The sequence below is a fragment of the Pectobacterium araliae genome (assembly GCF_037076465.1).
In the GTDB taxonomy this organism is placed as follows: domain Bacteria; phylum Pseudomonadota; class Gammaproteobacteria; order Enterobacterales; family Enterobacteriaceae; genus Pectobacterium; species Pectobacterium araliae.
The window spans coordinates 3,213,509-3,232,428 of record NZ_AP028908.1; the positions used below are offsets into that span (position 1 = coordinate 3,213,509).

Consider the following 18,920-nt stretch of genomic DNA (forward strand, 5'->3'; position numbering starts at 1 on the left):
TATAATAAAAAATTCAGAATATTCTTTCCAGAACTTTACTCATTTAGGGTAATTCTTATTTCCTTATCTCAGCATGTATTGAGAAGAGATATTAACGTACTGATATTAAAGAAATAAAAAGAATAGATCCGTTAAAGATTTATATAACACTCAAACACTTTAATAGGAATAATCACAAATAAAGTTTTTTGTGAAGGAAAACTGCTGATGATGCGTAGATACCATTTTGTTTTATTACCCCTTATTCCCTTTTTTTCCACAGCGACGTATGCCGAGACGCTCCAAGAAGCAATAAAAAGCACGCTCTACACACACCCCGAAGTGAGCGCATCCATTAATAGCCGCTTTTCTGCCGAACACGACTTACGTGCGGCAAAAGGCGGATACCTTCCCTCCATTACACTGAATGCTGGCGTTGGCCGTGAGGAAACCGATAGCCCCTCAACACGCGCCAGCGCGAATAAACGCACTGAGCTCAGTCGCCAGGAGTCAAGTATCGCTCTGAATCAGACGGTATTTGATGGCTTTGCCACCTCAAGTGAAGTTGGCAGACAGCGTGCCACCGTCAATTCACGTGCCTATAAAGTGTTGAATACCAGTGAAGCGACAGCATTAGATGCCGTTCAGGTGTACCTCAGTGTACTGCAACGCCAAGAATTTGTGCGCCTGGCAGAAGCCAACCTTGCAAGCCATGAGCGCATTTACGATCAAATCAGGCTGCGCAGTGAGCAAGGCGTTGGGCGATTGGCCGACTTGGATCAGGCTGAAGCGCGTTTAGCACAAGCACGCAATAACTCGCTGACAGAAAAAACCAATCTGGATGATGCCAAAATCAACTACATGAGTATTGTGGGGAAAGTACCTGAAAATTTGGTCATGCCCGATGCGTCCGCGATAAAACTCCCCTCCTCGTTGGAGGAAGCCCAACGCCTCATGCTGGAAAATAGCCCGGCACTAAAATCCGCAGAATCGGATATTGAAGCCACTCAGCAGCAATATGAAACATCAAAATCAACCTTTTATCCGCGTCTCAACGTTGAACTCTCTCGCACAATGAATAATAACGTTGATGGGACTCGCGGCCAAAATAATGAGTGGCAAGCGATGCTGCGGATGCGCTACAACCTGTATGAGGGCGGAAGTACCAAGGCCAGCATGGAATCTAAAGCCTATCAGGTAAAGGAAGCACAGGATGTTCGAAATAATGCCCTACGTTTGTTGAATGAAGAGCTTAAGCTAGCCTGGTCAGCGCTAAACAACTCACGTCAACAGGTTCCGATTGCCGCCGAATACGCCGACCGCAGTATGAAAGTACGCACCGCCTATCAGAAGCAATTTGGTCTGGGAGAAAGGACGTTATTGGATTTGCTAGATAGTGAAAACGAGTTGTTCACCGCACAGAGACGACTGGTCGAAGTTCGCTTCATCGCCCTCTATACCGAATATCGGATCACATCGCGTATGGGAGAGTTATTGGATCGTTTAGCGATCCCTACGCCTGATGCAGGTATCAGTTTGACAAACGTGACAACCCAAGCAGAGTTGCCGAGCCTTAATTAATATATTTCATTAGTCAGCCAGCAATAAATTATGGTTTATATGCGAGGGAATTACGTTGTGTAAGGGAACGTTCAGTTAAATGAAGTTGCATTCAGTACAAGAGACGAAGGGTTCTGATGAATCGGTCGTTCATGAACCCATCGTCCATGAAAATAGTGACCCTCGCAGCCGTCATGACGACCCATTATTGGATAGTTTGCTGACCCTCTGTGCCTTACAGGGGAAATCCGTCAGCCGAACCACACTCACCGCTGGCTTGCCTTTAGCTAACCAGCGATTATCCGTAAAATTGCTCCCAAGAGCCGCAGCACGAGCAGGATTGCAAGGGCGCGTTCTCAAACGCTCCCTGAATAAGATTTCTGAGATGTCGCTTCCTGCGATGTTGCTGTTACGGGAAGGTGGAGCAGCCATTCTGTTAGGCTGGAACGCCGACGGCAGCGCACGTCTGATGCCAAGTGAAACAGAAGGCGGGGAAATTTCCGTTGAGCATAATATGCTACAACAGAATTACCTTGGCTTAGTGATGTTTGCCCAGCCCCGCCATCAGTTCGATCTGCAAAACCAATCACTCATCCCCCATACCAAATCCTGGTTTAGGGATACTCTCAAGCTTTCACGTTCGCTCTATCTCGATGCCATTCTTGCCAGTTTACTCGTAAACATTATCGCACTTGCCACACCGCTATTCGTGATGAATGTCTATGACAGGGTTGTGCCTAATCAGGCGACAGCGACATTGTGGGTGCTGGCAGTCGGTGTTACTGGTGCTTTTGTTTTCGATTTGGTACTCAAAACGCTACGCGGCATTTGCCTCGATATAGCGGGCAAAAAAACCGATCTGATTATTTCAGCCACGTTATTTGAGCGTATTACTGGAATGTCAATGAAGGCTCGGCCACCACGAGTCGGTAGCTTTGCACAAAATATTCATGAATTTCAGTCGCTCAGAGATTTCTTGTCCTCATTGACGCTGACGACGCTGATCGATTTTCCCTTTACGCTGCTTCTGCTGTTGGTTATCGGCATCATCGGCGGCCCGCTGGTCTGGGTGTCCATGCTAGCCTACCCTATCGCCCTGCTAGCGAGCTGGGCGATGCAAAAACCGCTGTCTGCCACGATTGAAAAAACGATGTATCTTGCCAGTGAACGGCAGGCAACACTGATCGAAACGCTGAGCTGCCTGGATGCGATCAAGGTCAACAATGCAGAAAGCGAACGGCAGCACCAATGGGAACAGACGATTGGCAGTCTGAGCAAGCTGGAAATGCGAGCAAAAGCGTTGTCTTCACTGGCGGTGAACCTGACGCAGTGGTTCCAGCAATTTGCTGGCGTGGCCATGATTGTGGTCGGCGTCTATATGATAATTAACGGTAAACTCAGCATGGGTGGGCTGATTGCCTGTTATATGCTGAACGGCAGAGCACTTATGCCGTTGGGCCAACTGTCTGGGCTGGTCAGCCGTTATCAGCAGGCGCGTTTGACGATGCAAACCACCGAACAGATGATGCAACTACCGCAAGAACGTAGCGATAACGAACATCCTCTGAAGCGCGAGAGTATTCGAGGTGGGATCGAATTTCGCGATGTGACGTTCAACTATCCAGAACAAAAAACCAGTTCATTGCAAAGCATCAGTCTGACCATCGCTCCCGGTGAGAAAGTGGGGGTAATTGGCCGCAGCGGCTCAGGCAAAAGCTCATTGCAAAAGCTGATCGTTAACCTCTACCAGCCCAACACGGGTAATATTCTGATCGACGGTGTTGATGCCCGTCAGTTGGACGTCAGCGATTTACGCCACAATATCGGCTATGTCCCGCAGGATATTCAATTGTTCAGTGGATCGCTGCGTAATAACCTCATTAGCGGTGCGCGTTATGTCGAAGATGAAGCCATGCTAAGAGCCGCTGAAATTTCAGGGGTAAACGAGTTTGCACGCCTGCACCCCGATGGTTACAACCTTCAGGTTGGAGAACGAGGTCAACAACTTTCCGGCGGGCAGCGTCAGGCTGTTGCGATAGCCAGAGCGCTATTGCTTGACCCTCCGATTCTGGTACTTGATGAGCCCACCAGTTCGATGGATAACACCAGCGAAGATAGGTTAAAGCAAGCTCTCGCTCCCGTCATCGCGGAAAAAACGCTGTTGCTGGTTACTCATCGCGTTTCCATGCTGGCGCTGGTCGATCGTTTAGTGATTGTTGATAAAGGCAAAATTATTGCAGATGGGCCGAAAGCGATCGTGATGGATGCATTGAAGAAGGGGCAGATCAATGCGTCTCGGTAAATATATCAAACGAATCAAACGGTATTTTGTTGGTGGAGATGAAGAAAACCTGCAAACAATGCCAGAAGTTAGCCGAGCAATGGCTGAGGATTCACCACGTTCTATTCGCTTCACCCTGTGGGCTATCGGGGCTTTTTTCCTGTTCTTTATTCTGTGGGCTGGGCTGGCGAATATTGATGAAGTCACCCGAGGTGAAGGTAAAGCAATCCCTTCTTCTCGCTTGCAAAAAATTCAGAATCTGGAAGGTGGAATCGTCACGGAAGTATTCATTCGTGAAGGCCAGGTCGTCAATGCTGGCGATCCTTTGCTCCGTCTCGATGATACCCGCTTTGCTTCCAATGTAGGAGAAACCGAAGCTGACCGGCTTGCACTGCTGTCGCGCGTTGAGCGCCTGAACGCCGAAACCAGCGATAGGGAACTCATGCTTTCCGAAGAAATAACGACACAAGCACCTAAAATTGCAGCAGGAGAACAAGAGCTTTATAACAGCCGTCGCCAGCAACTCCATAACGAAGTATCCGGTCTGGAAGAACAGTTGATCCAACGTCGCCAAGAACTGCGGGATTTTTCTGCCAAGGAGATTCAATTCCGTAATAGTTTGGGTCTGCTTCAGCAAGAAATTAAAATGTCGGAACCGTTAATTGCAGAAGGCGCTATTTCTAAAGTAGAAGTTTTGCGCCTACGCCGTGCTGAAGTTGAAACCCGTGGTCAGCTCGACTCAGTCAAACTCTCAATTCCCCGAGCGGAATCTGCAATTAAAGAGATCGAGAATAAAATAGAGGAAACCCGCAATCGTTATAAAAGCGAGGCGTTATCTCAACTCAGTGAAGCACAAACCAATCTGAATAAAATTGAAGCTACGGGTAAGGCACTGGAAGACAGAGTAAACCGAACGCTGGTTGTCTCCCCTGTTCGCGGTATTGTTCAACAGGTTCTGGTGAATACTATCGGGGGGGTAATTCAGCCAGGTAGCGATCTAGTGGAAATTGTTCCACTCGATGACAAGCTACTGGTGGAAGCTAAAGTTCGCCCTCAGGATATTGCCTTTTTACACCCAGGTCAGGATGCCATAATAAAGTTGACGGCCTATGACTACACCATCTATGGCGGTTTAAAAGGTCAGTTAGAACAAATCAGCCCAGACACGGTAACGGATAAAGAAGGGAACAGCTTTTATATTATTCGTTTGCGGACGGATAAAAATTATTTAGGTTCAGCCGATAAGCCTCTTCTTATCATTCCCGGTATGGTGGCCTCCGTAGATATAATAACGGGAAAGAAAACGATCCTTAGTTATTTGTTAAAGCCAATCATTCGGGCAAAAGCAGAAGCACTGCGAGAAAGATAAATAAAAAGGCGCGCAACATGCGCCTTTTATCTATATCTATTCTACGATATTAGTGCTCATTCATACTGTGATAAATCTGTGTTTGGCTCCGCCCCATCACTTTAGCCTGATACATGGCAGAGTCGGCATTAATTGCCAACGTCAGAGAGTCGGAACCGTGCTCTGGGTACAGCGCAATCCCAATGCTGCATGATATGTCCAGCGTTTTCCCATTGATCTCAAAAGGTTTGTTCAACGCGTTATGGATTTTATCAGCAACATAAAGCGTATTATCAATCTCTTTAATACCCTGAAGCAGAATAATAAACTCATCGCCACTACGGCGATACACCGTATCCGAATCACGAACCGCCCCACGCATACGCGCCGCGGCTTCTTTTAATAGTAAATCACCAACAGCATGTCCGAATGAGTCGTTTATCTGTTTAAATTTATCGAGATCGAGGAACATCAGCGCGATTTTTCTGCCTGTTTGTTTAGATAACAGAATCGCCTGTTCCATTTGTTCGGCGAACGTCAGGCCGTTAGCCAATGACGTTAATGAGTCATAATGCGCCAGTTGTCGATAGTGTTCCTCACTCCGCCGCAGCATATCGATGGCATGGTATCGCTCTATAGCGATCGCGATCAGCTGTGCAGATTTCTCTATAGAGAAAATTTCTTCCTCGGTAGGTGCGTAGACTTTACGATGGTAAACGCTTAAAACACCTAATATTTCTTTGTTCTGGCCAATGATAGGTTCAGACCAGCAGGAGCGCAGTCCGGCATATAGTGCAAGCCCTTTATATAAGGACCAATGTGGATGGACTGAAATATCGTCAGCAATTACACGTTTTCCGGTATAAGCCGCCGTACCAAAAGAAGCTACACCATCAGCAATTTTTACATTGTGAATAGCATTTTTATAGAAACCCGGCAAACTTGGTGCAGATCCAAGCGTCAAACATTTTTTGTCTTTATCAACTAACAGTACAGAGCAAACAATACGGCCAGGATTTTTTTCCTCAACGCTGAAAATGATCGCATCCAGAATATCTTTCAGCGGTGCACCGCTTGATAACAGTTCCAGTGCACGGTTGTATGAATTATCGTGATGTTCTTGGGATTTCCGTTCAGTGATATCTAACTTAATGCCGACATATTGAGTCGTGTTACTCGCTTTATTATATATTTTAACGATATTGGCCTTTTCCCAATACAGTTGCCCATCTTTGCGTCGGTTAACAAACTCACCACTCCAAACATTACCTTTATTTATGGTAGCCCACAGCTCTTCATAGACGCTGGCGTTGGTCATGCCAGAGTTTAATATATTCGTTTTTTTGCCAATAACTTCATCCGGCATATAGCCAGACATGGTAATAAACTGACGATTTACGTAAATAATTTCACAATTTTCATCTGCGATCATAATTGAAGCAGGGCTATATTCCATTGCAAAAAAAATCATGTTGAGAAAATTTTGTTTTTTCTGTTCAGTTTTAAACTTTTGTTTAATTTTTCTATTTTTCACAGAAGAAAACAATAGCAGCATTAACAGCAAGGTTATTATAACTTCATACACAATAACACTCTCCTCAGGCCCGAGTGGTCCTGATCGTACACATCACAAAGCAGATGGCGAAAAATCCCGGCAACAAACCCCTAGCCCGCCGATTTTCGGGATCGGTGAATTTCCAGAGAGCAGAAAGGATGAAAGAAAAAACGCTCCATGAAACAGGAGTATTTATAAACATAGCAACGTCAGCATAAAGCCCTCGCATATGACTGTGCGCAGATAAAAACAGCAAATTCAAAAGAGTATCTTAATTTAATAGTAGTAATTGTTCGGGTTATAAGCTTTTCTAATGGAATAAAAGAATATTCCTAAAGGTATATGGAGATATATTTTGAACGTCAATTTTTCGTAAGCAAATCAATTATACCAATAAGTATCATTGATTTAATCAATAAAATCTATCACAAAATGATTTTTGATCGTTAACAGTAAACATTATATTTTTTTACCATTAAAAATCAAATAATTAAAATAAAAAAATAAAATCATTAACGCAAATGCCTGATCATATATGTCATAATTTGATGCAAAATTTGTAACACTTCTTCCCTTTCATTTTTTGAAACTAAACACGGCAATAACAAATAAAATAAGAATTAAATAACAAAAATAAAACAAATATAGCATTTTGTTTCATGAGGCAGGATGGCAGGTGGATTTATTGAAATGGCAGTTTTTTATACGACCGTAAAACATTAGAAAACATAATGAGTTGATACGGAAGAAGAAAAGCGACGAGATATATAGCAGTACTCTACTGATAAAAGTGATCTCCCAACAACAGGTTATCACCTAGAATTCGAGCTTCAACGTCTCAAAATTCTCAAATGGCTGGGGACGTGAAAGATAGTAACCTTGGGCTGCATAGGCTTGCGATGCCTGAACAATGGCCCACTCCTCTCGTGTTTCGATCCCTTCAATCACCACGTAATTGCAAAAGCGTGATAGCAGCGCGATCAACGCAGGAAAAACAGTGCGCCCTTCACCACTTTGTTGCAGGAGAATAAAGAGCTCACGCGCAACCTTGATGCAATCATACTGAGCCAGCATCAATGATGAGAAATTCGCCATACCACAGCCAAAATCATCCAACCATAACGTTTGTGCCTCAGGGAGTTTGGTTAATACCTCTTTCGGTAATCCCCCCTGGTTTTCAACCATTTCAAAACGAATCCAAGGCATTTCCGCGATCAGGCGTTTGGCTTCCAGATTATTTTGCAACGCCAATAATGTCATACCATCGATGTTGACAGAGGCAAAAAGATCGTCGCGAGTAAATCGAAAACTCCATTGAGACAAAAATTGCAGTTGTTCTACAATAATTAACAGGCGGGTATCAACATCAATATTTGCGAAGTATTTTTCAGGAGAAATGAACTTTTGCGGCAGGGTAGGAGAAAAAACGGAAGTCAGTAACTCAATAGCCATTAATTTACCAGATGTTCGATAAATGGGCTGAAAAGTATACCGCCGTTGACATTGGTGCCAGTAATCAGCGTCCAACGACTCCACGCTTCCCTGTTGGAAAAATCCAGTTCCAAACTGATTAAGATGACCGTCCTGCTGCACGATGAGTTCCGCCATTAAACTGACACTATTAGTTATAAAATTATATCATATGGGCATGCACCGGCATCGACTCTCAAGATGCAAGCTTAAACGGCAACGCCGATTAAATCGATGTCCATGATATTACAAAAATAAGTGGTTCAATATCACAACTAAATTTATTTAAATTGTAAATCAATAAATTAAAACCCAATAAACACAGTCGCACTGGCTGATTTATGCAGTCTAATGCATACACATAAAACCAATTTAACGAACAGATGGTAATTTTACCCTGTAACCTCACTATTTATGTAGCCAATAGGTCGCATGCTGAAGGCTTGCGAAAACACATGAAAGCCGTAGAAAATAGCATCGGGGGAAAGCAGGTAAAAGACAACAGAGGCCGATTCAGCAGTATATTATCCATCAACCACAGTTACGCGTGTCTAAACGGGCTTCAACAGGTATAATCTGCGCCCTGTTTGTTAGGTAGAAGAACATCATGGCGTTACTCATCACCCATAAATGCATTAACTGTGACATGTGTGAGCCCGAGTGTCCTAATCAGGCCATCTCCATGGGCATGGACATTTATGAAATTGATACCACGCTCTGCACGGAATGCGTTGGTCACTACGACACGCCTACGTGTCAGAAAGTCTGTCCGATCGACAATACGATAGTCAAAGATCCAAACCACATTGAAGGCAATGAGCAGCTGTGGGAAAAATATGTGCTCATGCACCATGCCGACAGGATTTAAGCATCCGTTTACGAACGATCAGCTTTCGATAATCACCGTCGCACAGGCATAGCGTCTTTCATCAGCCAACGTCACATGTACGTGTCTTGCGCCTATCTGCTCCGCCAGCTCTGCCGCCTTAGCAAAAAACCGCAGACAAGGTTTGCCCAGCTCGTCATTAAAAACTTCAAACTGGTTGAACGCGAGCCCGTTGCGAATTCCCGTACCGAAAGCTTTTGCCGCTGCTTCTTTCACGGCAAAACGCTTGGCAAGGAAACGGACTGGCTGCTGATGCTGCTGATAATGTGCCCATTCAGCCTCCGTCAGAACACGGCGAGCCAATCGCTCGCCTGAACGTTCAATCACCGCTTCAATACGGCTGATTTCGACAATATCGGTTCCGAGTCCAAGAATCGCCATCAGCGGCGTGCTTCCCGCATCAGACTCTTCATTTCGGTAACCGCATCCTTCAGACCGCTCATTACTCCACGTCCGATAATGGCATGCCCGATATTTAATTCGTGCATTTCCGGCAACGCAGCAATAGGCAGAACGTTATGGTAGGTCAAACCATGACCTGCATTGACTTTAAGTCCTTGCGCAGCCGCGTAAGTCGCCGCATCGCGAATCCGCTCAAATTCATGCTGACGCGTTTCATCATCGGGTGCATCGGCATAGGCACCCGTATGAATTTCGATATAAGGTGCACCGCTGGCAACAGCGGCATCAATTTGTCGTTTATCCGCATCAATAAATAGCGAAACCAATATGTTAGCCTGGCTAAGCCTGGCTACCGCGTTATCGATTTTTTCCTGCTGCCCCGCGACGTCCAGCCCGCCTTCGGTTGTCACCTCCTGGCGTTTCTCCGGTACCAGACAGCAAAAATGCGGCTTCACGTCACAGGCGATATTCAGCATTTCTTCCGTGACAGCCATTTCCAGATTCATGCGGGTTTGGAGCGTTTCTCTCAAAATCCGTACATCACGATCCGTGATATGACGACGATCTTCACGCAAATGTACCGTAATGCCATCCGCTCCAGCCTGTTCAGCAACAAAAGCTGCTTGAACAGGGTCGGGATACGCCGTTCCACGTGCATTACGCAGTGTCGCGATGTGGTCAATGTTAACGCCAAGCAACAGTTCAGCCATGATAAATCCTCGATAAAGTCATGCACGATACGCTGGAGTTTACACCGATGTCACCGCGTTGGGGTACTGACGAGAGGGGATTATTTATCAGAAGAAGTGGTTTTGGACAAATTAGCAGCAGGAACGAATTGTCGAAACAGTTCACGACTTTTCAACGGCTTTCCCCCCAGATACGGCTTTAATGCGATGCGGGTGAAACGTTTTGCTGCCTTTAGTGTTCCAGCATCAGGAAATTCACGCGAGGCCAGCGAGCGTAACTCATGTCCAGTAAAGCTTTTATTATCGACAACCAGGCTGGCAATAAATCCCCTTTCCTCTCGATACTGGTAGGTCATGGTATTTGCCACGGGTTCACCGCTGCCAGCACAATGCAGGAAATCGACGCCGTATCCCAGATAGCCCAATAACGCTAATTCAAAGCGTCTTAATGCCGGTTCAGGAGAGGCATCATGTGCAGCAAGATGTTGTAAACAATGGAGATAATCAAAGAAAAGCGCGGAATAATTGGTTTCATGCTCCAGCACACGAGACAGCAACTCATTAACATATAAGCCGCTATACAGCATCGAACCAGTCAGTGGCAGTGCCAACGAGACAGGCTCCGCACTACGTAAGGTTTTCACCTCTCCCCGCCCGCTCCAGCGTACCAGTAGCGGAGTGAACGGCTGCAAGCAACCTTTCAGGTTAGAGCGGCGGGCTCGCGCGCCTTTGGCAAGCACGCGAACTCGGCCATCGCTTTCGCTGAACAGATCCAGCAACAAACTAGTTTCACTATAAGGTCGCCCATGCAAGACAAATGCGCGCTGCCAGCCTTCCATCGGCGTGAACCTTACAAGTCTTCGCTATAACCCAAGCTGCGCAGGGCACGTTCGTCATCTGCCCAACCGGATTTCACTTTAACCCACAGCTCAAGGTGCACTTTGGCTTCGAACATCTCTTCCATATCCTGACGAGACTCGATACCAATGGTTTTAATTTTGGCACCTTTGTTGCCAATGACCATCTTCTTCTGGCCTTCACGCTCAACCAGAATAAGACCGTTAATGTCGTAGCCACCGCGCTCATTCGTCACGAAACGCTCAATTTCGACCGTCACAGAATACGGCAACTCTTCACCGAGGAAGCGCATCAACTTCTCACGGATAATTTCCGATGCCATAAAACGCTGTGAGCGGTCGGTGATGTAGTCTTCTGGGAAGTGGTGCGTTGCCTGCGGCAAGTGTTTGCGCACAATGCTGGCAATCGTATCAACATTCGTGCCCTTCTCAGCCGAGATCGGAACGACGTCAAGGAAGTCCATCTGTTGGCTGAGGAACTGGATATGCGGCAGTAGCTTAGTTTTATCCGTGACGTTATCAACTTTATTGATCGCCAACAGCACAGGAAGTTTCTGATCGCGCAGCTTATTTAATACCATGTCATCGTCGTCGTTCCAGTGTGTCCCTTCCACAACGAAAATGATCAGCTCAACGTCACCAATTGAACTGCTGGCGGCACGGTTCATCAGGCGGTTAATCGCCCGTTTTTCTTCAATATGCAGCCCCGGAGTATCCACATAAATCGCCTGATAAGGCCCTTCAGTATGGATGCCCATGATGCGGTGCCGCGTCGTCTGAGGCTTACGTGACGTAATGGAGATCTTCTGCCCCAGTAATTGATTCAATAACGTCGATTTCCCGACGTTTGGTCGACCAACAATCGCGACAAAACCGCAGTGTGTCTGTACTTCGCTCATTCAAGCTCCAGTTTTTTCAACGCTTGTTCAGCCGCAGCCTGTTCGGCTTTACGACGGCTCGATCCTGTTCCAATGACCGACTCGCTAAAGCCGCTCACCTGACAGTGGATAGTAAACTCCTGATCATGTGCTTCCCCACGAACCTGTACCACCAGATAGGTTGGTAGAGGTAGGTGACGCCCTTGCAGAAACTCCTGCAACCGCGTTTTCGGATCTTTTTGCTTATCGCCGGGGCTGATTTCATCCAGGCGCGTTTGATACCAATTCAAGATCAAACGTTCGATATTCAGGATGTCACTGTCGAGGAAAATGCCACCAATCAGGGCTTCGACCGTATCAGCCAATATCGATTCACGACGGAAGCCACCGCTTTTTAACTCACCGGGGCCGAGGCGTAAACACTCTCCCAGTTCAAATTCACGCGCGATTTCCGCCAAGGTATTACCTCGCACCAGCGTGGCTCGCATCCGGCTCATGTCTCCCTCGTCAACCTTGGGAAAACGATGATACAGCGCATTAGCGATCACAAAACTCAGGATGGAGTCACCCAGAAACTCGAGTCTTTCATTATGTTTGCTGCTGGCACTGCGATGTGTCAACGCCTGTAACAAAAGCTCGTACTGCTGAAAAGTATAGCCCAGCTTTCTTTGTAAACGATTTATCAGGATGGGATTCATGTGTTACCAATAGATCAACGATGCGTCAAAAACAGCAGCATACGGAACAGCCCTGCTTACCAATTCGGTCAAAACTGTTTCGTTTGCATTGGCTCCCATAAGGGAGCCTGCCTTTCTGCCCGTCATACTTCGCATTGCATGTACGTTAGCGGTGTTCAAACGATAACGTGTTGTCCTGCAAGCCGCATTATTTAGGGCACGTTCTTTCAAAAAATATTTCAGAAAATATTCTACAACGGACAGCATTATAATGCTGCCTGTATCTTATTTTGAGTAATGTTTACTTTTGATTAATGCTTACTTTGGTTAATGGATACCACCGATGCGACTCAAACGTACACCAGTAGGCCATTCACCTTCCTGCTTATCAAAGCTCATCCAGATAGCCGTCGCTTTACCGACTAGATTTCTCTCCGGTACAAAGCCCCAATAGCGACTATCCAGACTGTTGTCGCGGTTATCACCCATCATGAAGTAGTGCCCTGTCGGAACAACCCATGTCGCAAGCTGCTGCTGCGATTGCTGATAATAACCACCGAGCTGATCCTGCTGACCTGGCACTAGCAAAATATTATGCGTGACATTGCCTAATGACTCTTTACGCGTGCCCATGCGAACGCCATCTACGCTGTTGTCATTGGCAGGCACCTGATAGAAACCGCCACGCGATTCCCCACCAGGCTGGTTAAAAGTCTGAACAAAATCACTCGGCTGCACATTACTGTATGTGACCGCCAGTGCGGTATCACACGCCTGCTGCCCCTGACAGGATGGACGAATCGTTACCTGCTTGGTTATCGGGTTATAGCTGACGCGATCGCCCGGCACACCAACCACGCGTTTAATGAAGTCCACTTTAGGATCGGACGGATATTTAAACACCACCACGTCACCACGCTTCGGGTGTCCCGTTTCGATCAGCGTTTTTTGCGTGAAGGGTTCTTTAATGCCATAGGCAAATTTCTCCACCAGAATAAAATCACCGATCAACAGTGTCGGCATCATCGAACCCGATGGAATTTGAAACGGCTCATAAATAAAGGAGCGCACCACCAATACCAAAGCCACTACTGGGAATACGGACGCGATGGTTTCGATCCAGCCAGGTTGTTGAATGGCTTTCGACGAAACCGCACCATCAGCCAGCTCGGCACCGCTCATGGCGGCAAATTTTTTCCGGCGAGCCGGTGCCCAAATGAAGCGATCTAAACACCAGACAATCCCCGTGACCAGCGTCACCAATGCCAGAATTACGGCAAACATATTGGCCATGCCAACTCCTCAGAATTTATTTACTGTCTTTGCCGACGTGCAGGATTGCCAGAAACGCCTCTTGCGGCAGTTCGACATTACCGACCTGCTTCATACGTTTCTTACCGTCTTTCTGTTTCTGCAACAGTTTCTTCTTACGGCTGACGTCGCCACCATAACACTTGGCCAGTACGTTTTTACGCAATTGCTTAACCGTAGAACGCGCAATAATGTGGTTACCAATGGCGGCCTGAATCGCGATATCAAACTGTTGACGCGGAATCAGTTCTTTCATCTTTTCGACAAATTCACGGCCACGGTATTGTGAATTATCACGGTGAGTAATGAGGGCCAATGCATCGACACGCTCGTTGTTGATTAATACATCAACGCGCACCATGTCTGATGTCTGGAAACGTTTGAAACCATAATCCAGTGATGCATAACCACGAGACGTTGATTTCAGGCGATCAAAGAAATCGAGCACCACTTCGGCCATCGGGATCTCATACGTCAACGCAACCTGATTGCCGTGGTACACCATGTTCGTCTGCACACCGCGCTTCTCAATACAAAGCGTAATCACGTTGCCCAAATATTCCTGAGGCATCAGCATGTGACACTCGGCAATCGGTTCGCGCAATTCCTGGATATTATTCAACGGCGGCAGTTTAGACGGGCTATCGACATAAATAGTTTCTTTCGCCGTCGTTTCTACTTCATACACCACCGTCGGCGCAGTGGTGATCAATTCCAGATCGTACTCACGCTCCAGACGTTCCTGAATGATCTCCATGTGCAACAGACCCAGAAAGCCACAGCGGAAACCAAAGCCCAGCGCGGTAGAGCTTTCTGGCTCATAGAACAAAGAGGCATCATTGAGGCTCAGCTTGCCTAACGCATCACGGAATGCTTCATAGTCGTCGGAACTGATCGGGAACAGACCGGCATAAACCTGCGGTTTGACTTTCTTAAAACCCGGCAACGCTGTTTCAGCTGGCTGACGCGCCAGCGTCAGGGTATCCCCGACTGGCGCACCTAAAATATCTTTGATGGCGCACACTAACCAGCCGACTTCACCGCAGTTCAATACATCGCGATCGATCTGCTTCGGTGTAAAAATGCCGAGACGGTCGGCGTTATACACCTGCCCCGTACTCATTACCTTAATTTTGTCACCTTTACGCATCGTGCCGTTTTTAATACGAACCAGTGACACAACGCCGAGGTAGTTATCGAACCAAGAGTCAATAATCAGCGCCTGCAACGGCGCATCGGCGCTACCTTCCGGCGGAGGAATATCACGCACCAGACGCTCCAGAACATCCGGCACGCCTATCCCTGTTTTTGCAGAGCAGCGCACAGCATCAGTGGCATCAATGCCAACAATGTCCTCAATCTCTTGAGCAACACGATCGGGGTCAGCGGCAGGTAGGTCGATCTTGTTAAGAACCGGCACCACTTCCAGATTCATATCCAACGCGGTATAGCAGTTAGCCAGCGTTTGAGCTTCTACACCTTGCCCGGCATCAACAACAAGCAGCGCGCCTTCACAGGCAGCGAGCGAGCGAGAAACTTCATAAGAGAAGTCAACGTGCCCAGGCGTATCAATGAAGTTTAACTGGTAGGTTTGACCGTCCTGCGCTTTATAATCCAACGTTACGCTTTGCGCTTTAATCGTGATTCCGCGTTCACGCTCCAGATCCATCGAATCCAGAACCTGCGCAGCCATTTCACGCTCAGTTAAACCGCCGCAGATCTGGATAATACGGTCAGATAACGTCGATTTACCGTGGTCGATATGGGCAATAATGGAGAAATTTCGTATATGCTTCATTATAAAAATTTTTCTACCTTGATATTCCTGAAATTCTTGCCGATGGGCATGCGCATAGGTGAAAACAGCAGCGATGTTATTCCACCTGAATCGCAGCATTCTACATGCGGGAAGCGTGAAAACCTAGTCATGTCCGGTGCATTCCCCTTGATTATGACGGTTTTATTTGGAATAGCAGAACAACAAGAGGAAAGCAGGAAGTAAAGTATCATTACGTGGTAAACATCGTGTCGAAAGATAGCAAGAGAGTGAACGCGGTTTCCGCACCACACGCCCTTTGCGCTTGGACGTACGAATCAATTTTGCAACAGCGTTCCAGGTAGCGCGATTTGCAGGATAACAGGCTCATAACGCTTATTTTTACCTAACCGTTTTGCCCACCGTTTAACCCCGATAAACGCTAACCCGCCCCCCAATAATGCCCCCATAACGGCAGCCAAATCGGTACTAAATAGCGTTTGGAATATCGCCGCCCCGAACAACAACCCAACCAGCGGAACAAAGTAAACCAGAGCGGCAGAAAGCAACAACCGCCCTTCGGAAATACCCAACTCCACTTTTTGTCCCACTTCCAAAGGCCGATCGTAGGGGACATGCAGCGTATTTTCAGCAGAAAGCCCAAGCTGACTTAATAAGCCAGTTCCACACGACGAGCGAGATTTACAACTGCCACACCCTGCACTGGGTTCACACCGCAGCTCCGCAATACCATCCTGCCATGACACAACCGTTGCCCATTCTTTAATCATGGTTGCGCCTTCAAAAGGATGCTGTCAGCCACGCGCTTAGCTGTAGAAGCTGGGATATCACCAACAACGGTAATCTCGCGATTTCCCCGCATGACGGTGTGAATAGAACGTCGTCCCGTGAGCAGTGACTGCTCCTCACTCACGTCAGAAGACGGGCTAATATTAATCGAGAAACTAAACAAACCATCGCTGTACAGGCGGGTTTCAATCGGAATAGACGAGCCAGGCAAGATTTTCTTACTGTGCGAAAGCGCTTTCATTCCTGTAGGCAACCATTCGGGCTCCCAGGTGAAATCCCCCTTTTCTACAGCAGACGTGGGTAAAACGGGGGGAAGCTTGATCCCTTCCAGCGGGCGCATCACGCTAACCACATCATCATCAACAATCAGCGATGTCGTTAAGAATTGTTCTAACCTCTTGTCACCATTCCGATCTTGTAAATCGATACGCAGTGGAAGTTTCGATTCCGCATCAATCCACACCGTATAACTGTAGCGTGTGCCATCACGTGATATGACCCGAATACCAGATGCAAGACGATCGGCAATGCGCACCCGCCCATCAGCGGGAACAAAATCATAATAAGGCGATAACTTCTGGAAATCAGCAAAGACGAGGGAAGGGAGAGAATCGACAATATGATCGCTGGCGAGCGTAAATGGCTCAAAACCGGGATCGAAATAGCTGATCTCATTACCACGCTGCACAATCTCGCGTCGCGGCCCATCCATAAACAACAATTGCGCCAGGGAATGATTGTTGACCACGGCATGACGATACCGTACCGACTCAAATCCTTGCAGGGTGATGTTGATAAATGAAATTTCGTAATTCAAAGAACGAACAGCGCTATTCATCTGCTGTAACAACGCGCCCGGCTCAGCATTCTGAGCCGGGGCGAACGTAGAATAAAACAGGCTGCCAATCAGAAAACAGGCGGCGGACCAAACTCGCTTCATTACCGGGGCTGTGTTCCTAATGATTGAGTGCCAGGAACCTGAATTGCCGCTTGCTGATCATCCTGCGGCAGAGCATGTTCGGCATGCAATCGGCGCTGTAATTCATAGTCCTGCAAAATGGCGTTAAGGCGGTTACGCTGCATATCAGATTTCTGTTGGCCACTGTGAGGGGCAATATTTTCTGACGGTACGCCCAAGCTCACCGGGGAAGCGGTCCCCATAGCAGGTAAAGTACTGAACACGCCGGATTCCACAGCATGTTCAGTCGCATTGCCCTGTTGGTAATTTTGTACGCCGACAATTACGGCTAAAGATACGCAGGCAGCGACACCGACTTGCGTCAGTTGGCTACCCCACGGGCGAATTTTGTGCCAGAACGGCATCTTCGCCCACTCGACAGGTTGTGGCTGAGATTCAGGCTGCGCTTGTGGAACCAGACGAACAGGTTCTTTTTCGATTGCAGCGGCAACACGAGAAGCGATGTCCAGGTGAATCACGTTTTCACTGACATCACCACGTAACGCATCACGAATTAGATGATAACTTTGCCAACTTTGCTGCAATGCGTCATCCCGTGACAATGCGCCTAACAGCTCGGAATCTACTGCTTCGCCATCCATTAAAGCGGAAAGTTTCTCTTTCTGCATACCGACACCCTTACCTTGTCAAATCCATCATTAATCATGCGGATAGCTGGAAACGCTCGCTAGCGCTGAATAAGCGGTTGTACTTTATTATCAATCGCTTCCCGCGCCCGAAAGATACGAGAACGAACCGTGCCGACGGGACAATCCATAATCACGGCAATCTCTTCATAGCTTAAACCGTCCAACTCACGCAGCGTAATCGCTAAACGTAAATCCTCCGGTAAAGACTCGATAGTTCGGAAAACGATACTTCGTAGTTCCTCTGACAACATTAAATTCTCAGGGTTCGATATTTCTTTCAGTGCACCCGCATTTTCATAGTTTTCTGCGTCATTGGCATCAATGTCGCTGGAAGGCGGGCGGCGCCCCTGAGCTACCAGGTAATTCTTGGCTGTATTCACGGCGATACGATACAACCACGTATAGAACGCACTATCACCGCGGAATGATTCTAACGCGCGATACGCTTTAATAAACGATTCCTGTACCACGTCAGGCACGTCCCCTTGTGGAACATACCGTGATACCAGGCTCGCTACCTTATGCTGATAACGAACGACCAACAAGTTAAACGATTTTTGATCGCCCTTTTGGACTCGCTCGACCAGAACCTGATCTGCCAGTTGCTCGCTCATCCGAGGTAATCTCTACTCAAACCGTTCTCCACACATAAAATAGTACTGCCAGCTAGATAAGTCATATTTAGAGCAAGCTCCTCATTAGAACCAAGACATCCAATAAAGTTCCAGGTCATCGTTTTTCTTTTGTTTAGTGCCGTTACTCATCTTTGCGATGCGTACCTATGACGCATTCTCGTCATCACACACTTTCTTCATCACACATTGTCTTCATCTGAGGCTCTACGCTCTTCTTC

At 47.2% G+C, this 18,920-nt stretch carries 18 protein-coding genes; 5 read left to right on the forward strand and 13 right to left on the reverse strand.

All coding sequences use genetic code 11. The annotated features are described in order from the left end of the window. Positions 1-207: 207 nt before the first annotated feature. From AACH44_RS14560 to AACH44_RS14570, 3 genes are all read left to right on the forward strand, one after another. Positions 208-1,560, forward strand: coding sequence for a TolC family outer membrane protein (locus AACH44_RS14560; protein ID WP_261847714.1), 1,353 nt, complete (start codon positions 208-210; stop codon positions 1,558-1,560). Positions 1,561-1,639: 79 nt separating this feature from the next. Further along, positions 1,640-3,841, forward strand: a complete 2,202-nt coding sequence (locus tag AACH44_RS14565) for a type I secretion system permease/ATPase (protein WP_261847715.1) — start codon at positions 1,640-1,642, stop codon at positions 3,839-3,841. Continuing rightward, positions 3,828-5,189 (forward strand): HlyD family type I secretion periplasmic adaptor subunit, encoded by a 1,362-nt coding sequence (locus tag AACH44_RS14570; RefSeq protein WP_261847716.1) that lies wholly within the window; start codon positions 3,828-3,830, stop codon positions 5,187-5,189. The genes AACH44_RS14565 and AACH44_RS14570 overlap by 14 nt, the downstream gene beginning before the upstream one ends. 49 nt (positions 5,190-5,238) lie before the next feature. Here the strand turns inward: AACH44_RS14570 and AACH44_RS14575 are convergent, their stop codons facing one another. After that, the gene (locus AACH44_RS14575) at positions 5,239-6,753 is read right to left on the reverse strand and encodes a sensor domain-containing protein (RefSeq protein WP_261847717.1); all 1,515 of its coding nucleotides are present in this window, start codon (positions 6,751-6,753) and stop codon (positions 5,239-5,241) included. A 786-nt stretch (positions 6,754-7,539) separates the two neighbouring features. Next, a complete protein-coding gene (gene pdeH, locus AACH44_RS14580) occupies positions 7,540-8,331 on the reverse strand; it encodes a cyclic-guanylate-specific phosphodiesterase (protein ID WP_261847718.1) in 792 nt (263 codons plus the stop codon). 469 nt (positions 8,332-8,800) lie between these two features. On the opposite strand from pdeH, the gene AACH44_RS14585 reads away from it, so the two are divergent. Continuing rightward, complete coding sequence (locus AACH44_RS14585) at positions 8,801-9,061, forward strand: YfhL family 4Fe-4S dicluster ferredoxin (RefSeq protein WP_005973589.1); 261 nt, start codon at positions 8,801-8,803, stop codon at positions 9,059-9,061. 18 nt (positions 9,062-9,079) lie between these two features. Here the strand turns inward: AACH44_RS14585 and acpS are convergent, their stop codons facing one another. The 7 genes from acpS to lepA form a co-directional block, all read right to left on the reverse strand. Beyond that, positions 9,080-9,460 carry a holo-ACP synthase gene (gene acpS / locus AACH44_RS14590; RefSeq protein WP_261847719.1) on the reverse strand — a complete coding sequence of 127 codons (381 nt, stop codon included), beginning with the start codon at positions 9,458-9,460 and terminating at the stop codon, positions 9,080-9,082. Beyond that, positions 9,460-10,191 carry a pyridoxine 5'-phosphate synthase gene (gene pdxJ / locus AACH44_RS14595; protein ID WP_261847720.1) on the reverse strand — a complete coding sequence of 244 codons (732 nt, stop codon included), beginning with the start codon at positions 10,189-10,191 and terminating at the stop codon, positions 9,460-9,462. The genes acpS and pdxJ overlap by 1 nt, the downstream gene beginning before the upstream one ends. A gap of 80 nt (positions 10,192-10,271) precedes the next feature. Continuing rightward, on the reverse strand, positions 10,272-11,009 hold the full coding sequence (gene recO, locus AACH44_RS14600) for a DNA repair protein RecO (RefSeq protein ID WP_261847721.1): 738 nt from the start codon (positions 11,007-11,009) through the stop codon (positions 10,272-10,274). A gap of 11 nt (positions 11,010-11,020) precedes the next feature. Next, the gene (gene era / locus AACH44_RS14605; protein WP_012822898.1) at positions 11,021-11,926 is read right to left on the reverse strand and encodes a GTPase Era; all 906 of its coding nucleotides are present in this window, start codon (positions 11,924-11,926) and stop codon (positions 11,021-11,023) included. Further along, positions 11,923-12,603, reverse strand: coding sequence for a ribonuclease III (gene rnc / locus AACH44_RS14610; protein ID WP_012822897.1), 681 nt, complete (start codon positions 12,601-12,603; stop codon positions 11,923-11,925). Before rnc ends, era begins: the two co-directional genes overlap by 4 nt. Positions 12,604-12,909: 306 nt before the next feature. Then, a complete protein-coding gene (lepB, locus tag AACH44_RS14615; protein WP_261847722.1) occupies positions 12,910-13,875 on the reverse strand; it encodes a signal peptidase I in 966 nt (321 codons plus the stop codon). A gap of 16 nt (positions 13,876-13,891) precedes the next feature. Beyond that, on the reverse strand, positions 13,892-15,691 hold the full coding sequence (gene lepA / locus AACH44_RS14620) for a translation elongation factor 4 (protein ID WP_261847723.1): 1,800 nt from the start codon (positions 15,689-15,691) through the stop codon (positions 13,892-13,894). Here lepA and AACH44_RS14625 point away from each other — a divergent pair. Then, positions 15,683-15,895, forward strand: a complete 213-nt coding sequence (locus AACH44_RS14625; RefSeq protein WP_133169879.1) for a hypothetical protein — start codon at positions 15,683-15,685, stop codon at positions 15,893-15,895. The genes lepA and AACH44_RS14625 overlap by 9 nt on opposite strands. A 92-nt stretch (positions 15,896-15,987) precedes the next feature. On the opposite strand, the gene rseC is transcribed toward AACH44_RS14625, so the two are convergent. From rseC to rpoE, 4 genes are read right to left on the reverse strand one after another with little or no spacing between them, the layout of a single operon-like run. Beyond that, positions 15,988-16,440 carry a SoxR-reducing system protein RseC gene (rseC, locus tag AACH44_RS14630; protein ID WP_261847724.1) on the reverse strand — a complete coding sequence of 151 codons (453 nt, stop codon included), beginning with the start codon at positions 16,438-16,440 and terminating at the stop codon, positions 15,988-15,990. Continuing rightward, positions 16,437-17,399 (reverse strand): sigma-E factor regulatory protein RseB, encoded by a 963-nt coding sequence (rseB, locus tag AACH44_RS14635; RefSeq protein WP_261847725.1) that lies wholly within the window; start codon positions 17,397-17,399, stop codon positions 16,437-16,439. The genes rseC and rseB overlap by 4 nt, the downstream gene beginning before the upstream one ends. Further along, positions 17,399-18,046, reverse strand: coding sequence for an anti-sigma-E factor RseA (rseA, locus tag AACH44_RS14640; RefSeq protein ID WP_261847726.1), 648 nt, complete (start codon positions 18,044-18,046; stop codon positions 17,399-17,401). The genes rseB and rseA overlap by 1 nt, the downstream gene beginning before the upstream one ends. A 59-nt stretch (positions 18,047-18,105) precedes the next feature. Then, complete coding sequence (gene rpoE / locus AACH44_RS14645; RefSeq protein ID WP_005973561.1) at positions 18,106-18,681, reverse strand: RNA polymerase sigma factor RpoE; 576 nt, start codon at positions 18,679-18,681, stop codon at positions 18,106-18,108. Positions 18,682-18,920 lie beyond the last annotated feature (239 nt).

Coding starts and splice junctions, on each gene's coding strand:
- AACH44_RS14560 (WP_261847714.1), top strand. CDS start 208: ATGATGCGTAGATACCATTTTGTTTTATTACCCCTTATTCCCTTTTTT.
- AACH44_RS14565 (WP_261847715.1), top strand. CDS start 1,640: ATGAAGTTGCATTCAGTACAAGAGACGAAGGGTTCTGATGAATCGGTC.
- AACH44_RS14570 (WP_261847716.1), top strand. CDS start 3,828: ATGCGTCTCGGTAAATATATCAAACGAATCAAACGGTATTTTGTTGGT.
- pdeH (WP_261847718.1), bottom strand. CDS start 8,331: ATGGCGGAACTCATCGTGCAGCAGGACGGTCATCTTAATCAGTTTGGA.
- AACH44_RS14585 (WP_005973589.1), top strand. CDS start 8,801: ATGGCGTTACTCATCACCCATAAATGCATTAACTGTGACATGTGTGAG.
- acpS (WP_261847719.1), bottom strand. CDS start 9,460: ATGGCGATTCTTGGACTCGGAACCGATATTGTCGAAATCAGCCGTATT.
- pdxJ (WP_261847720.1), bottom strand. CDS start 10,191: ATGGCTGAACTGTTGCTTGGCGTTAACATTGACCACATCGCGACACTG.
- recO (WP_261847721.1), bottom strand. CDS start 11,009: ATGGAAGGCTGGCAGCGCGCATTTGTCTTGCATGGGCGACCTTATAGT.
- era (WP_012822898.1), bottom strand. CDS start 11,926: ATGAGCGAAGTACAGACACACTGCGGTTTTGTCGCGATTGTTGGTCGA.
- rnc (WP_012822897.1), bottom strand. CDS start 12,603: ATGAATCCCATCCTGATAAATCGTTTACAAAGAAAGCTGGGCTATACT.
- lepB (WP_261847722.1), bottom strand. CDS start 13,875: ATGGCCAATATGTTTGCCGTAATTCTGGCATTGGTGACGCTGGTCACG.
- AACH44_RS14625 (WP_133169879.1), top strand. CDS start 15,683: ATGCTTCATTATAAAAATTTTTCTACCTTGATATTCCTGAAATTCTTG.
- lepA (WP_261847723.1), bottom strand. CDS start 15,691: ATGAAGCATATACGAAATTTCTCCATTATTGCCCATATCGACCACGGT.
- rseC (WP_261847724.1), bottom strand. CDS start 16,440: ATGATTAAAGAATGGGCAACGGTTGTGTCATGGCAGGATGGTATTGCG.
- rseB (WP_261847725.1), bottom strand. CDS start 17,399: ATGAAGCGAGTTTGGTCCGCCGCCTGTTTTCTGATTGGCAGCCTGTTT.
- rseA (WP_261847726.1), bottom strand. CDS start 18,046: ATGCAGAAAGAGAAACTTTCCGCTTTAATGGATGGCGAAGCAGTAGAT.
- rpoE (WP_005973561.1), bottom strand. CDS start 18,681: ATGAGCGAGCAACTGGCAGATCAGGTTCTGGTCGAGCGAGTCCAAAAG.